The sequence below is a fragment of the Lysobacter korlensis genome, from assembly GCF_042434515.1.
In genome coordinates, this window is sequence record NZ_JBHLTG010000001.1 from 582,522 (window position 1) to 596,615 (window position 14,094).

The 14,094-nt window shown below is 67.2% G+C and carries 11 protein-coding genes and 1 tRNA gene; 7 read left to right on the forward strand and 5 right to left on the reverse strand.

Translation table 11 applies throughout. From position 1 onward, the window contains the following. Positions 1-94: 94 nt before the first annotated feature. Positions 95-1,207 carry a GGDEF domain-containing protein gene (locus ACFFGH_RS02475; RefSeq protein WP_386664507.1) on the forward strand — a complete coding sequence of 371 codons (1,113 nt, stop codon included), beginning with the start codon at positions 95-97 and terminating at the stop codon, positions 1,205-1,207. A gap of 5 nt (positions 1,208-1,212) precedes the next feature. On the opposite strand, the gene rtcA is transcribed toward ACFFGH_RS02475, so the two are convergent. From rtcA to ACFFGH_RS02495, 4 genes are all read right to left on the reverse strand, one after another. After that, the gene (gene rtcA / locus ACFFGH_RS02480; protein ID WP_386664509.1) at positions 1,213-2,232 is read right to left on the reverse strand and encodes an RNA 3'-terminal phosphate cyclase; all 1,020 of its coding nucleotides are present in this window, start codon (positions 2,230-2,232) and stop codon (positions 1,213-1,215) included. Positions 2,233-2,308: 76 nt separating this feature from the next. Beyond that, positions 2,309-3,538 carry an RtcB family protein gene (locus ACFFGH_RS02485; protein WP_386664511.1) on the reverse strand — a complete coding sequence of 410 codons (1,230 nt, stop codon included), beginning with the start codon at positions 3,536-3,538 and terminating at the stop codon, positions 2,309-2,311. A gap of 263 nt (positions 3,539-3,801) precedes the next feature. Then, positions 3,802-3,932: transfer RNA gene (locus ACFFGH_RS02490), tRNA-OTHER, on the reverse strand. Positions 3,933-4,179: 247 nt separating this feature from the next. Then, positions 4,180-5,724 carry an RNA-binding protein gene (locus ACFFGH_RS02495; protein ID WP_386664513.1) on the reverse strand — a complete coding sequence of 515 codons (1,545 nt, stop codon included), beginning with the start codon at positions 5,722-5,724 and terminating at the stop codon, positions 4,180-4,182. 183 nt (positions 5,725-5,907) lie between these two features. Here ACFFGH_RS02495 and rtcR point away from each other — a divergent pair, with 183 nt between their 5' ends. The 3 genes from rtcR (at position 5,908) to ACFFGH_RS02510 (ending at position 8,984) form a co-directional block, all read left to right on the forward strand. Continuing rightward, the gene (rtcR, locus tag ACFFGH_RS02500; protein WP_386664515.1) at positions 5,908-7,512 is read left to right on the forward strand and encodes an RNA repair transcriptional activator RtcR; all 1,605 of its coding nucleotides are present in this window, start codon (positions 5,908-5,910) and stop codon (positions 7,510-7,512) included. Between the two features lie 459 nt (positions 7,513-7,971). Next, positions 7,972-8,571, forward strand: coding sequence for a hypothetical protein (locus tag ACFFGH_RS02505; protein WP_386664516.1), 600 nt, complete (start codon positions 7,972-7,974; stop codon positions 8,569-8,571). A gap of 203 nt (positions 8,572-8,774) precedes the next feature. Continuing rightward, positions 8,775-8,984 (forward strand): hypothetical protein, encoded by a 210-nt coding sequence (locus ACFFGH_RS02510; protein ID WP_386664518.1) that lies wholly within the window; start codon positions 8,775-8,777, stop codon positions 8,982-8,984. Positions 8,985-9,100: 116 nt separating this feature from the next. Here ACFFGH_RS02510 and ACFFGH_RS02515 read toward each other — a convergent pair whose 3' ends face one another. Then, positions 9,101-9,943, reverse strand: a complete 843-nt coding sequence (locus ACFFGH_RS02515; RefSeq protein ID WP_386664519.1) for an N-acyl homoserine lactonase family protein — start codon at positions 9,941-9,943, stop codon at positions 9,101-9,103. Positions 9,944-10,160: 217 nt separating this feature from the next. Between ACFFGH_RS02515 and ACFFGH_RS02520 the strand changes: the two genes are divergently transcribed. The 3 genes from ACFFGH_RS02520 to ACFFGH_RS02530 all read left to right on the forward strand — a co-directional run bounded on the left by ACFFGH_RS02520 (position 10,161) and on the right by ACFFGH_RS02530 (position 14,036). Beyond that, positions 10,161-12,176: an alpha/beta hydrolase family protein gene (locus ACFFGH_RS02520; protein WP_386664521.1), complete on the forward strand. Its 2,016-nt coding sequence runs from the start codon at positions 10,161-10,163 to the stop codon at positions 12,174-12,176. A 50-nt stretch (positions 12,177-12,226) separates the two neighbouring features. Then, positions 12,227-12,562, forward strand: a complete 336-nt coding sequence (locus ACFFGH_RS02525) for a hypothetical protein (RefSeq protein ID WP_386664523.1) — start codon at positions 12,227-12,229, stop codon at positions 12,560-12,562. 439 nt (positions 12,563-13,001) lie between these two features. Next, entirely contained in the window at positions 13,002-14,036 is a 1,035-nt protein-coding gene (locus ACFFGH_RS02530; protein WP_386664524.1) for a sensor histidine kinase, read from the forward strand. The last annotated feature ends 58 nt before the right edge of the window (positions 14,037-14,094 follow it).

Genomic DNA, 14,094 nt, shown 5'->3' on the forward strand with positions numbered 1-14,094 from the left:
TGACGGGGGTCCCCATCGGCAGTTCAGGCGCCCTAGGCCGCGCCGTTAATTGCTGAGTGCGTCGGCTCGACGCCTGCAGAGTGGTGGAGTTCCGTTGCCCCGTTTCTGGCTACGTACTGTGGAGATCCTCGCAAGCCGCGATCCTCGGCGCCGCCTGCGCCTGATCCAGTGGCTGATCGCGAGCTTCGTCTACGTGGGCGCCGCCACGTTGCTGATCACCGGCGTCGGCCAGGGGTGGATGAGCACGGGCGCCCTGAACCTGTGGCTGGGATTCGTGGCGGCTGTGATCGTGACGAGCTATGTCGCCCTGCGCAGCGGCTGGACAGAGCGCCTGCAAGACCCGTCGCTGACCGTGTGGCAGCTGTCCATGGGCGTGATCGCGGTCAACTGGGGCTACCTGATCTGCGGGCCCATGCGCACGTCCGCGCTGTTTCCGATCATGGTGATCTTCGCGTTCGGCGCATTCACCCTGCGCTGGCGCCAGATCGCGTTCGTGACGGTCTTTGCGGTGTCGAGCCTGGTGGCCGCAGTCGCGGCGCGATGGATGTTCCCGGAGTGGGTGCCCGCGCAGGGCGAGGTGGCGCCCGAGCGCGTGGATCTGAACAACATCCTGATGCTGATCATCGTGCTGCCCGCGCTGGCGGTGATCGCTGCAAGGCTTTCGGCGCTTCGCCAGAAGCTCAGGGACCAGCGCGAGGCGCTTGCGAAGGCGCTGTCCGACGTCGAGCGGCTGGCCACCAGCGATGAGCTGACCGGCATCGCGAACCGCCGCTCGATCAAGATGCTGCTCGAGCGCAGCGTGGCGATGTCGTCACGGCAGCAGATGACGTTCTCGATCGCGATCCTCGATATCGACTATTTCAAGGCGATCAACGACGAGCTTGGCCATGCAGCGGGCGATGGCGTGCTGAGGCAGTTCGCAGCGCTCGCATCCGGGCAGCTGCGCACGACCGATCTGGTCGGCCGCTGGGGTGGTGAGGAATTCCTGTTGATCCTTCCCGGCGGCACGCGCGGCATGCTGCACGTCATCGAGCGTATCCGCACCAGCATTCGCGGCGGGTGCCTGGAGTCGCGAAGCGTGACGTTCTCGGCCGGCGTCGCCCAGCACATGCCGGGCGAAACCGTGGATGCGCTGCTGGCGCGCGCCGATGCAGCGCTCTATGACGCCAAGCGCGACGGACGCGATCGCAGTTCCGTCGCCGCGTAGAGCGCTCAAGCCGCGACGCGCACCCGCCAGCGATCCGGCCCGTCCGGTTCGCAATCGATCTCGACCGCCACGAACTTCTCGATCAGCGCGGCGTTGCTCAGCAGGTGATCGCTCGCCACGCAGGTGGTGAACTTGCCGCCGCCTGCGAGCGCCATTGGCAGCAGCAACTGGTCGGCCAGGTGCTCGGCCACGCAGGCCTGCGAGTCCAGGTAATGACGCACCTGCGCGGCGAGCCGCTCGGCCACTTTTTCCGCCGGCAGGCCACGCTCGCCGTAGCCGGTGAAGAGCTCGACGTGACCGGCGTGTTCGACCCGCACCATCACCGCGTTGCCGGGCCCGACTGCCGGCCGCACGCTGTGCAGGTGCAGCCGGTCCTCGGCCAGGCCGAGGCGTTTGCCGAGCACCGCAAGTTCGCGCCGCCCGATGCTGGCCGCCAGCGCCGACAGCAGCGCGGTGGCTTCGACCGACACCAACGGTCCGCGCTCGCCGAACGCGGCGACCTGCAGGCCCGGGCACGGCTCGATCGTTGCGACGACCGCGCCGCCACCGGCCGGGTAGAAGCCATGCGACTCGAGCGCGACATCGGCGCAGACGCCGATCCGCCGCAGCGCGGGCAGATACGCGTGCTGGATGAAGTCGGCACTCGGTGCCATCGGATTGTGGGTGCCGCCTTCCAGACGCACGCGCGAGGAGGCGCCTGCCCGCCAGAATGCGGGCAGCAGCGTCTGCAAGACGAGCATCGTCGAGCCGGCGGTGCCGAGTGCGAACGTGTAATCACCCGGCACCACTGCGCCGGGTACGAATGTGAGATCGGTCGAGCCCAGCGTCGCGCCGGTCGCCTCGCTGCCGCTGATCGCGCATGCCGCCTGCACCGCAGTCAGGTGCTGGCGCATCAGTCCCGGGCGCGGCCGTGCGGCGCGGATGCCGCGCATCGTGAAGCCGGTGCCGGTGCACAGCGCGAGCGTAAGTGCCGAGCGCAGCAGTTGGCCGCCGCCACCGCGGCCGTCGAGTTCGAGCATGTCCATCGATATCCCCTGCCCGGGCGGTGGGCCGCCCGGGGTCTTCCTTTCCATTGTCGGGCCGGCGCCGGCCGCGCGCGAATCAACCCTTGACGCAGACCACCTGCCGCAGCGTGTGGACGATCTCCACCAGGTCGCTCTGCGCGGCCATGACCGCCTCGATCGGCTTGTACGCCCGTGGCGACTCGTCCACCACGTCGGCGTCCTTGCGGCACTCCACGTGCGCGGTCGCCTGCGCGTGCTCCTCGACCGTGATCAGCTTGCGCGCCTGCGTGCGGCTCATGACGCGCCCGGCACCGTGGCTGCAGCTGTGGAAGCTATCGGGGTTGCCAAGCCCGCGCACGATGAAGCTCTTCGCGCCCATGCTGCCCGGGATGATGCCGAGCTCACCCTTCTTCGCACTCACCGCACCCTTGCGGGTCACGAAAATGTCCTGCCCGAAGTGGTGCTCACGACTGACGTAGTTGTGGTGGCAGTTCACCGCCTCGGCCTGCGCCTCGAACGGCTTGTCGATCTCGCCGCGGGCCGCATCCACGACATGCTGCATCATGATCTGCCGGTTCGTACGCGCATAACGCTGCGCCCAGTCCACCGCGAACACGTAATCGTCGTAGTGCTCGGTGCCCTCCGGCAGGTACGCAAGGTCCTGGTCGGGCAGGTTGATCATGTGCCGGCGCATGTCCTGCTTCGCAAGTTCGATGAAGTGCGTGCCGATCGCATTGCCAACACCACGCGAACCCGAGTGCAGCATGAACCACACGCGCTGCTCCTCATCGAGGCAGACCTCGACGAAGTGATTGCCCGTTCCCAGCGTACCGAGGTGGTGCAGGTTGTTGGTGTTCTTCAGGCGCGGATGACGCTGCGTGATGCGCCTGAAGTCCTCCGACAGCGTCGACCATCCGGCAACCGCCTGCTTCGGCGGCGTATCCCACGCGCCCTTGTCGCGCTTGCCACGGCCGACCGTGCGCCCGTGCGGCACCGCACGCTCGATCGCGCTGCGCAGGCCCGCAAGATTGTCGGGCAGATCGTCCGCCATCAGCGTCGTGCGCGCGGCGATCATGCCGCAGCCGATGTCCACGCCAACCGCGGCCGGGATGATCGCGCCGATCGTCGGCACCACCGAGCCCACCGTCGCGCCCTTGCCCAGGTGCACGTCAGGCATGACCGCGATGTGCTTGTGGATGAAGGGCAGCTTCGCGATGTTGCGCAGCTGCTCGCGCGCCTCGTCCTCGAGCGGAACGCCGCGCGTCCAGGTCTTGATCGGCGCGTAGCCCTTGTCGTGGATGACGTCGTAGTTCTTGATGGTGTTCATGATGCTTCCTAGCTTGGATGGCGGGCGCTGGACGCCCGCTGAAAAAGGTGCGGTGACGAAGGTGGTGGAACTCTCTGCACGGTCGGCTAGAGCCGCACGGCAGTGGGAATCGAACCCAACCCTGTTAAGGGGAACCGATGTAGTTCCACCGGCATTCACCGCGAAACGGTGCTACGGCGTGACGCCGCAGCGAGCTTGCACTGGTCCTGCCGCGACAAATCGAAGTGGAATCGACTGCTCTAACCGCTGAGCTACCGCCTTTCGACGGGCGGGAATCGAACCCGCGACCGATGGAATTCCACAGGCATTCGCATGACGGACATTCTTGAAGCTGTCGGCGACGCGTCCGACGAAATGGATGGAACATCCTGCTCTACCGCTGAGCTACCGCCTTTCGGCGGGCGGGATTCGAACCCGCGACCTGGAGCTTAGAAGGCTGTAGTTCCACCGGCATTCGAACGCGCCGTCGACATTGGTTGGATACGGATGGCAAACATTGGCCTGACTGCCCGAGTCGAACGGGCGAAACCCATGTAGTCAGGCCGGCATCCGGCCGTATCCGAAACTCGTGTGTCTAACTCCTTGATGCAAATTTCTCGTCACCGGCCCGGCCGGCCCCATTGCCGGCCGGGCGCTCCCGCCTACAGTTCGATCGCCTCGATGCGCTGGGTCCAGCGCTCCGCAGACCCGCCCCCGACGTGGGCCGAGAGCAGTTCGAACACCGCGTCGCTGAAACCACCGACGTGCAGGACGTCCTCGCGCTCCACCGTCTGGCTGGTGGTGTACGGCTGCAGGTCGATGCAGACCAGTCGCGCATCCGGGCACCGCGCCTTCAGCCGGGACCATTCGCGCATCGTCTGCGTCGCGCCACCGCGGGTGTCACGCCAGCTTTCGTTGTCGGACACCAGCACCACGAGATCGACTTTTGCCTTGTCCTTGTTGAGCCGGGCGAGGGGCGCGCTGACGGACGTACCGCCGCCGCACAGCGCGGCCAGTTGCCCCGCCTGCGTCACCACGCTGTCCCGCGGGTTCAGCCGGATATCGCGCACCTCGGTGTCGAACGGCAGTACGCGGGCATTCGGATTCGTACGCAGCAACGAGGCCGCCACCAGCGCGGCCACGTCGACGCAGCGGGCTGCCGTGGTCGAACCGCGGCGGTAGCCCGTGACCGGGGACGCCATCGAGCCCGACACGTCGACTGCCACTGTCACGTTGCCGGCGATGCGCGCGACCTGTCGGGTCGCGACTTCCATCGCGTCCTGCAGCGCCTCGGTGATCGCCGGCGGCAGCGACGCCGCGGCCCGGTACGCCATCAGCAGCTGGTACGGAAACACGCGGGCCCGTGCGATCGCAGCCGGGTCGCGCAACCGCGTCGCGACCTCCGCCGCCACCGACGCATCCTCGAAGACGCCATTGCGCGCGAACGTGTTGAGGTTCATGCGCAACGTCTGCCAGGAAGCGCGCCGGGCCAGCGTCGTCCAGTGCTCACGCGTCAACGGCAGCGACGTGTAGTACTGGAACGGCAGCTCGGGCAGCGGCCCCGTCGGCTCGCGCTTGAAGGCCTCATACGCCTGCACGGTCGCCGGCAGCGCTTCCTCACGGTACGGGCGACCGACGATCCAGGCATAGAGCGCCTCCCGCTCGGCGTCGGCCGGCTTCGGGTGCACCATCCGGATCACGTCCGCGAGCGAGGGCCGCTGACCGACCGCCGCGGCGACCAGCGCATCGGTGGACGCGTTCGCGATCCACTCCTGCACCAGGCGCTTGGGCCGGGAGCCGAGCGACTTGCGCCCGACCCGTCCGCTTCGAAGGATCTGCACGACGTTGCGCAGCATCCGTCCGTTGGTCACCACGCGCGGGAACGCCGCGGCGAACAGGTCGGGATCACGCAGGCTCAGCGTCGCGAGCAACAGCGCCGGCATGTCCTTCATGTGCGCGACCTCGCGGGCATAGACCGCGGCACGTGCGACGAAGGCCGGTGACACCTGCGAGGCCAGCATCAGCACCGTCGCAAGTTGGGTCTCGTCGGTCGCGTAGAACGTACCGTTGAGGCACCCGGTCGCGGCGTACAGCGCCAGGGCGCCCTCGGGCGTGCGCCGGTAGGCGGGCGCTCCTTCACCGTTAACGGCGTCGGTCGACGGCAGCAGCGCGCCACGGATCGATTCGAAGAGATTGGTGTTGGCCATCGTCGGGCTCCTGCAGGAACAGCCTGCGTCTTGCTGTAGACACAGCAATCGCCGTGCCAACTTCGGGCCAGTTCGACAAAGAACTTTATTTACAAAGGGTTAGCGTCTTGCCCTGCGTATGCTGCCCCGACTCGGCGTCCACGACGCATATACTTATGTATCGAAGTTTATCGGCTCGTATACATGGCGAAGCGGCAGGTCATCATCGGCATGCTCGGTACCCAGCTCGACGCCGGCACCGGCCCGGGGCGGTGGGAGAAATGGCGCCCGACCGTCGCAATAGCGATGTATGAGGACTTCCTCGTCGACCGCTTCGAGCTCGTGGTCGACGAGCGCCGCTACAACGCGCTCGCCGACTGCGTCGCGCAGGACATCGCGCAGGCCTCGCCGCAGACCGTCGTCCGCCGCCACGACATGCACCTCGCCGATGCCTGGGATTTCGAAGCGGTCTACGCGACGCTGCACGACTTCCTGCGCGCATACGACTTCCAGCCGGAGGACGAGGACTACTACGTCCACATCACGACCGGCACGCATGTGGTGCAGATCTGCTGGTTCCTGCTCACCGAAAGCCGCCACTTCCCCGGGCGGCTGCTGCAGACCTCGCCGCCGCGCAAGCAGGGCGGCGGCGACGCCGGCACCTACAGCGTCATCGACCTCGATCTATCGCGCTACGACGCGATCGCGCAGCGGTTCGCGCAGCAGCAACTGGAAGACCGCGCGCTGCTCAAGAGCGGCATCGCGACGCGGAACCCGGCGTTCAACCGCATGATCGAGCAGATCGAGACCGTGGCGACCCGCTCGAAGGCGCCGATGCTGTTCATGGGGCCCACCGGTGCCGGCAAGAGCCAGCTCGCGAAGCGGGTGTTCGACCTCAAGAAGACCAAGCACCAGCTGCCGGGGCGCTTCGTCGAAGTGAACTGCGCGACCCTTCGCGGCGATGGCGCGATGAGCACCCTGTTCGGGCACGTCAAGGGCGCCTACACCGGCGCCGTGAGCGACCGCGCCGGACTGCTGCGGTCGGCGCATCAAGGGCTGTTGTTTCTGGACGAGATCGGCGAGCTCGGGCTCGACGAGCAGGCCATGCTGCTGCGCGCGCTCGAGGAAAAGCGCTTCTTTCCTGCAGGCGGCGATCGCGAGGTGGAGAGCGACTTCCAGCTGATTGCAGGCACCAATCGTGATCTACAGGACGCCGTGGTCGAGGGGCGCTTCCGTGAGGACCTGCTCGCCCGACTCAACCTGTGGACCTATCGCTTGCCTGGCCTCGCTGAGCGCATGGAGGACATCGAGCCCAACCTGGAGTTCGAGCTCGAGCGCTGGTCACGCGACCAGCGCCAGCGTGTCACGTTCAACAAGGAGGCGCGCGCCCGTTACCTCGCGTTCGCGATGTCCCCGGAGGCAAGGTGGGCGGGCAACTTCCGCGACCTCGGTGCATCCGTCATGCGCATGGCGACCCTGGCCACGGCCGGCCGCATCCAGCTCGACGTGGTCGACGAGGAAATCGGGCGCCTGCGCCGGCAGTGGCGCACCGGTCTGCCGGCCTCACCGCTGGATGGGCTGTTGCAGCATCCCGATGCGCTTGATCCGTTCGATCGGGTCCAGTTGGAAGCGGTAGTCGCCGTGTGTCGGCGCTCGAGGTCGCTGTCGGCCGCAGGACGCGAACTGTTTGCAGCGTCGCGGACGCAGCGTGCGAGCACGAACGATGCGGATCGCCTGAGGAAATACCTGGCTCGCTTCGGCCTCGACTGGGCCAGCATCAGGTCGATCGAACTTTCCGGAGCGATGTAGGGCGCGGCCGGTACGCCTTAGGGGCCAGCAGTTGCTGCGCACCGCGGCCGTGGGGCTCTCGTCGATCAGGTCGGTTTGCATCGGCCTCGAGCCAAGCCCGACAACGGGCTTGTCATGGCGTCTGTGACGCGTAATGGTCAGGCGCGTCTCACCACTTGCGCTCGCTACCGCTGGTCGGGAAGTGCCGGTGCCGCGTTCGTTTGCGCGTAGGTTGGGTTGTCCGCGCGATGTGCACGGCGCGTCATTTACCTCCGGATGGAGGCTCAGCGTCAGGCGGCGGTTCCCCTGAGGCTCCTTGTACGTAGCATCCCGCCGCATTTGCAGTGCCCGCGACCTACGCAGCCCGCCGAGTTTTCAGGTGGCCGCATGCAATTCCTCGTTTTCCTTCGCGCAGACACCGCCCTTCTCGTCGTGCCAACCGTCTTCAAAGCGCCACTCGTCAGCCGGGTAGGCGGTGAATTGGTGCCGCTGGGCGAATACAACTTCGATCTCGACCGGCTCGACCCTCGCGTCGCTATGGACCTCGGCGATCAGGGCTATGCCGTCGTCCGCGGAGAGGACTGGGCCAACCTCGAAGTTGCGCTGCAGTTGGCGGCGCGCGGCGCGTCGGTCGAAGCGCAACCGGGTGGGCCGCAGCCGTGCTGCGTCGATCAGAACGCCGTGGGGATGGCGCTGCAACAGGGGTCGACGCTGACTGCGCAGGTGTACGAAGGTCGCGATGGCGTGCTGAGGCTGGTCGGCAGCAACATGCGTCGCCCATGGGTGGGCGCGGGCGATGCGCCGCATTACGAGGTCGGCGAGGCATGCCTGGACCTCAGCGCACTCAGTGGCGATTTGCTGGATGCGATCGCCCGGCAAGGGCATGGCGCTGCGCATGGGCGCGATCGCGACGCGGTGCTGCGATCGGTAACCAGGTGGGCCGAGCCGAGGACCCCGCTCGTTGGGCGGCTGCTCGGTTCCGATGACCGCGGCTTAAAGTCGACCGCCAAAGGCCCGGACGACCGCAGCCCGCCAGCGGCAACAACGGGCGTCCCGAAGCCGCCCGAACACGCGGCGTAGCGCTCGCCACGCACTGGTACGGATACGCGCTTTCAAAGAACACAGGCGCCTTCGAATCCGAGGCCGCGTTTACTGCGAGGCGACCGCCGCATTCAGCGTGACCGATGCCTGAACTGCGCGCGGGATTTCACAAGCTCCGCAGAGGCGCGGGTCTAGCGTGAAAGCTGCCGCCGCATCACCGGGGACGGCAAAGGATCACAGGCATGACCATCAAGCACATCGAACAGAATCACCAGGCCGCAACGGCCACGGGGTCCGCCATGGGCGCGCTACTCGGCGCATCGCTCTGGGTCGTCGTCGGGCCTATCGCGGCTGCCGCCTGCGCGGCTGCAGGCGCTATCGCAGGCGCAAAAGCCGGATACGCAGTGGCGCGGCTGTTGCAGGCCTCGCCGCGCGCGCGGCGCCGGCACTGAGCGAGCGGTGGCGAAGGCGATCGTCTTGACCGCGATACAGGTCGGGCCCGGTCGCCTCACGTCCGCGAACCAGCGGCCTTGCGGCCGCTGATGTCGCAACGGGCACGCGCAACCGCTTACTTCGCGAACTCCGGAAACACCGGAAGCTTCTCCACGTCGCGTGGGTCGTGCTGGATGATTACGGTCGCATCGAGGTTGTCGGCGATTTTCTTGAAGCGGTCGAGCGAGGCGAGCGAGTCCGCACGGTTCGCGTTCCAGGTGGGAATGCCATCGCTGCGGTAGTTCTCGTGGAAATGCGTCACGTCGCCGGTCAGCAGCACGTGGCCTTTCTTCTCGAGCTTGACCAGCAATCCGTGGTGCCCCGGCGTATGGCCGGGCAGGTTGATCATCAGCACGCTGCCGTCGCCGAACACGTCATGCCGGTCGCGGATGAGCGGTTCGACTTTGCCGCCGCCCGCCGTCCACGGTGCGAACGGGGCACGGCGCGTCGCGAAGTCCTTCGCATCCATGCCGGCCGGTGGTGTGGACGCGCGCATCATGTCCCAGTCGCCTTGGCCGATCAGCAGCGTGGACTTCGGAAACGAGGCGAGCTGGCCGGTGTGGTCGAGGTGGTGGTGGCTGACGCCGACGAAGTCGACGTCCTCGGGCCGCACCTTGATGCGTGCAAGCTGGTCCACGAGCGACACCTTCGGCGCGCGCGGCGTGCCGTCGACCGCATTGCCGGCGTCCCACAGCAGGTAACGATCGCCGTTGCGGATCAGGTAGCAGCTGTAGGTCAGCGGCAACTTGAGCTCGGGGTGCTCCATCGTGTCGGAGAACGACGCCACGCTGACCGGCTCGGGCTGACCGCCGCAGTCCAGCCGCGCCAGCGCGACCTCGGCCGCCTGGATGGAGAACATCGCGCCGCATAGGACGGCGGTCGCGAGAAGTCTGCGCACAAGAGGTTTGCGGATGGACATGGTCGCTCCTGGTGATGGGCAAGGGATCCGGTCGCCGCATTGCGGCAGCCGGTAAGGACGGCATTGGGCAGGGCCACAATGCCTGACCACGGAGCGCCCGTCAGCGCGTGCCGCTTGGCTCGGACCTGGGCCTGCCCGGCCTGCATCAAGCGGGTGGTCGCGGCTCGCGTCGTGCGGCCACTACACTACCGCCGCTTGGAAGCGCAGGGGAGCGCGGATGAACAGGAAGTGGGCAGCGGTACTGGGCGTGTGTCTGGGGATGGCTGGGCTGTTGCAGGTGCCGGTGTCGGCATCGGCTGCGCCGCAGGTGAACCTCGAAAATTATCTGCGACGCGACGGCTATGGGCGCATCAAGATCTCGCCCGACGGGCTGTATTACGCCGCAACGGTGCAGCTCGAGGACCGGGGCGGACTGGTGATTGTCCGGCGCGCCGATCACAAGGTGGTCGGTGGCGCGACCGGCCCGAAGCACTCGCTGGTCGACCGCTTCTGGTGGGCCAAGGGCGACCGGGTGGTGCTGTCCACCGCGGAGCGCTTGGGCAGCCGCGACCAGCCGTATCCGACCGGCACCCTGTACGCGCTCGGCGTCGATGGCAGCCGGGTCAAGACGCTCGTCGGCCCGAAAACCGAGCCCGGGCTGGTCCAGACGTATGGCGATACCGGGCCGTGGGAGATGGCCTCGCTGATCGATACCTTGCCGCATGACCCCGCACACGTGCTGATTGCCGCGTGGGACATGGGAGTCGACCCGAAGACCCGCGTAGAGAAGCTCGACGTGTACACCGGCAGGCGGTCCACGGTGGCAACCGCGCCCGTGCGGCGTGCGACGTTCATCACCGACGTCGCCGGCCAGGTCCGTTTTGCCGAAGGCGCGCGTGACGACAACGCGCGCAAGCTGTTCTATCGCGACAACGACGCAAGCGAATGGCGCCTCATCAACGATGAGGCGCAGAGTGGGCACTACGAATCCGCACTGGGGTTCGCCGCGGATGGGGTCACCGCCTACCTGCAAGTGGCGCAAGCCGACGGCCCGGATGCGACAGTGGCCTGGAACACCCGGACCGGCACCCGAACCCAGGTGCAGCGCAACCCCACCGTGGATCCGTACGACACCGTCCACGACCGTGATGGCCGTGCACTGATCGGCCTGCAGTACATGGGCGAGGGTGTCCGGACGCGCCTGTTCGACGAGACCACCGAGACCGCGCGCGTCTACCGCGCGCTGGGCAAGGCGTTCCCGGATGCCGCGGTGACGATCACGTCCTATACGCGCGACGGCCGGTACGCGCTGGCCCAGGTGTGGAACGACCGCACGCCCGGCGACACCTATCTGTTCGACACGCACGCGATGACGGCCAAGGGCGTGTACGTCGCCCGTGAGTGGTTCAACCCGACGCAGCTGTCGGCCGCGCGCGCCGTGACGCTCAAAGCCCGCGACGGGCTGTCACTGCACGGATACCTCACCCCGCCCAGAGGCGCAGGCCCGGCCGGACCGTGGCCCATGGTGGTTTTGCCGCACGGCGGACCGTTCGGCATCTTCGACGAGTTCGCATTCGACGACGACGCCCATCTGCTGAGCGAAGCCGGATACGCGGTGCTTCGAATCAACTACCGGGGCTCGGGCAATTACGGCTCGGCGTTCAAGCAGGCGGGCGCGCGTGAGTGGGGCGGCAAGATGCAGGACGACCTCACGGACGCCACCCGCTGGGCCATCGAGCAGGGCATCGCCGATGCCTCGCGCATCTGCATCGTCGGGGCGAGCTACGGAGGATATGCAGCGTTGATGGGCGCTGCACGCGAGCCCGAGCTGTACCGTTGCGCAGTCGGCTACGTAGGCGTCTACGACCTCGAGGCGATGCATCGGGAAGATTCGCGTACGGCGCGCTGGATGCGCACGTGGGCGGATGACTGGCTCGGCGAGCGCAGCTCCCTCAAGGCGCGCTCACCCATCCACATCGCCGAGCGGATCACCGCGCCCGTGCTGCTCGTAGCCGGCGGCGAAGACCGCGTTGCGCCGATTGCGCACAGCAAGAAGATGGAGCGGGCACTGCGGGCCGCGGGCAAACCGGTCGAGACTTTCTACGTCGCAAGCGAAGGGCATGGCTTCTACGCCGACGAAAACCGGCGTGGCTATCTGACCCGGTTGCTCGATTTCCTCGCCCGGCACCTGGGCGGCAGCACCGCCGCAGATGCAGATGCGCAAGCCAATAAAAAGACGGCAGCGAAAGGCTGAGCTGGGATTGAGGGCGACCGCATGTTTCCGCCACGGCCGGTGACCCTCCCATGCTCCTGATTCCCATCGGCAGCGCCGGCAGGGTGCTGACGTTCGACGTGACCGAGACCCATGCATGCGATACGTGCGGCGAGCCGCGCGAGTTCGAGCTGCGGCTTCGTTACGAGTGGGGATCGCTGTTCTACCTGCCGGTGTGCGTCACCGAGCGGCAGTACCAGCTGGTGTGCCCGGTGTGCAGGCACGGCTGGCTGATCGAACGCCGCTCGGGCGAGGCGATGCTCGGCGGTGACCCGATTCCGTGGCGGCATCGCAATGGCTGGATGGTGATTGCCGGAATCGCGCTGGTCGTCGGCGTGGCGATCGCGCGCCGGTATGGCGCGATATGACGGACGGCACGGCGGTTTTCAACGTGCAGGGCGGCGGGGCGTAGGCCCAGGCTGAGCCGTCTGCCTCAGCCAGGCGAACGGGCTTGAGCACGCCGGGTCTCGTCCGCGCGTTCGCCGCCTTCGCTGCATGGCCGATTCCCATGAGCTGCTAGAGTCGTCCATCGACCGCGCCCACGATCCCGCGTCGAGCCATTGCGCGCCCATCCGTAGTGCGCATCGCATGGACGCAGGCCGGCTTCCACTCGCGGCCATCCGGGCGGGCAGAACACCGCCGTAGCGGATCACGCATGCCAGGCGTGGCGAGCGATCGGCGGCCCCCAGCCAACGCACGGGTTAAACACCACCCATGAGACTGTCTGTTTTCATCCGCACGGAGATCGAGCTGATCCTCTCGGAATGGGATGGCTTCGCACGCCGTAATGCGCCGGTCGGCTCGGACTTGTCGGACCTGGTGCTGCGCGACCACGCAAAACAAATGCTGCTCGGCATTGCAGTCGACATCGAAACCGCGCAGAGCGACGAGCAGCAGACCCGCAAGTCGCAGGGGCTCGGCGAAGCGAGCGCTGCCCGCAGCGCGGCGTCGATCCATGGATCGCTGCGCCAAAGCCATGAGTTTTCACTGATCCAAGTGAGCGCCGAATTCCGGGCGCTGCGGTCGACGGTGCTGCGCCTGTGGCTGCCTGGCGTGGATGACATGTCGGAGAGCACCGTGCGTGAAGTCGTCCGCTTCAACGAATCGATCGACCAGGCGCTCGCCGAATCGATCGTCGCGTACGGCGACGCCAGCACGCACGCGCGCCAGCTGTTTCTTGCGGTGCTCGGCCATGACCTGCGCTCTCCACTGGCCAACATGGCGCTGACCGGCGAGATGCTGGCGCGGGAAGGCCTGTCCGCGCAGCAGCTCGCGCAACTGGCGAAGACCGTGCAGCGCAGCTCACGGGTGATGAAGGGCATGGTCGATGATCTGCTCGGCTACACGCGCACGCAGCTCGGCAAAGGCTTGTCGATCACGCAGGGCCGGTGTGATCTGGCCGAGGCGCTGGATGCCGCCATTGCCGATGCGGCGGCGACCTATCCGCAGACGTGCTACGAACTGGAGGTCACCGGCGGGCCTGCCGGCCACTACGACGCGACGCGGCTGCACCAGTTGTTCGTGAACCTGCTCGTCAACGCCGCGCAGCACGGCGCGAGGTCGCGCCCGGTGACGGTCAAGGCCACGGCGACGCCCGGATGTAATCGTATCCGCATCACCAACCAGGGCACGGCGATCCCCGAGGCCGCGCTGAAGGCGATCTTCAAGCCGCTCGTGCAGTTGGCCGACGATGACACGTCCGATACCCGGCCGAAGACCAGCCTGGGCCTTGGGCTGTTCATCGCGCGCGAGATCGCCGAAGGCCACGGCGGCCGGGTGAGCGTGGAATCCGACGAGGTGCGGGGTACGACGTTTACCGTCGAGCTGCCACGCGACGAGTAACGGGTCGACTAACGCGTTCGGTTCTTCGTAGAGACCCCGCACGACTAACGGGGTCGGA

What these genes read in the sequence shown, in the direction of transcription:
- rtcA (WP_386664509.1), bottom strand. Translation starts at nt 2,232, where the DNA reads ATGGACATGCTCGAACTCGACGGCCGCGGTGGCGGCGGCCAACTGCTG.
- ACFFGH_RS02485 (WP_386664511.1), bottom strand. Translation starts at nt 3,538, where the DNA reads ATGAACACCATCAAGAACTACGACGTCATCCACGACAAGGGCTACGCG.
- ACFFGH_RS02495 (WP_386664513.1), bottom strand. Translation starts at nt 5,724, where the DNA reads ATGGCCAACACCAATCTCTTCGAATCGATCCGTGGCGCGCTGCTGCCG.
- rtcR (WP_386664515.1), top strand. Translation starts at nt 5,908, where the DNA reads ATGGCGAAGCGGCAGGTCATCATCGGCATGCTCGGTACCCAGCTCGAC.
- ACFFGH_RS02510 (WP_386664518.1), top strand. Translation starts at nt 8,775, where the DNA reads ATGACCATCAAGCACATCGAACAGAATCACCAGGCCGCAACGGCCACG.
- ACFFGH_RS02515 (WP_386664519.1), bottom strand. Translation starts at nt 9,943, where the DNA reads ATGTCCATCCGCAAACCTCTTGTGCGCAGACTTCTCGCGACCGCCGTC.
- ACFFGH_RS02520 (WP_386664521.1), top strand. Translation starts at nt 10,161, where the DNA reads ATGAACAGGAAGTGGGCAGCGGTACTGGGCGTGTGTCTGGGGATGGCT.
- ACFFGH_RS02525 (WP_386664523.1), top strand. Translation starts at nt 12,227, where the DNA reads ATGCTCCTGATTCCCATCGGCAGCGCCGGCAGGGTGCTGACGTTCGAC.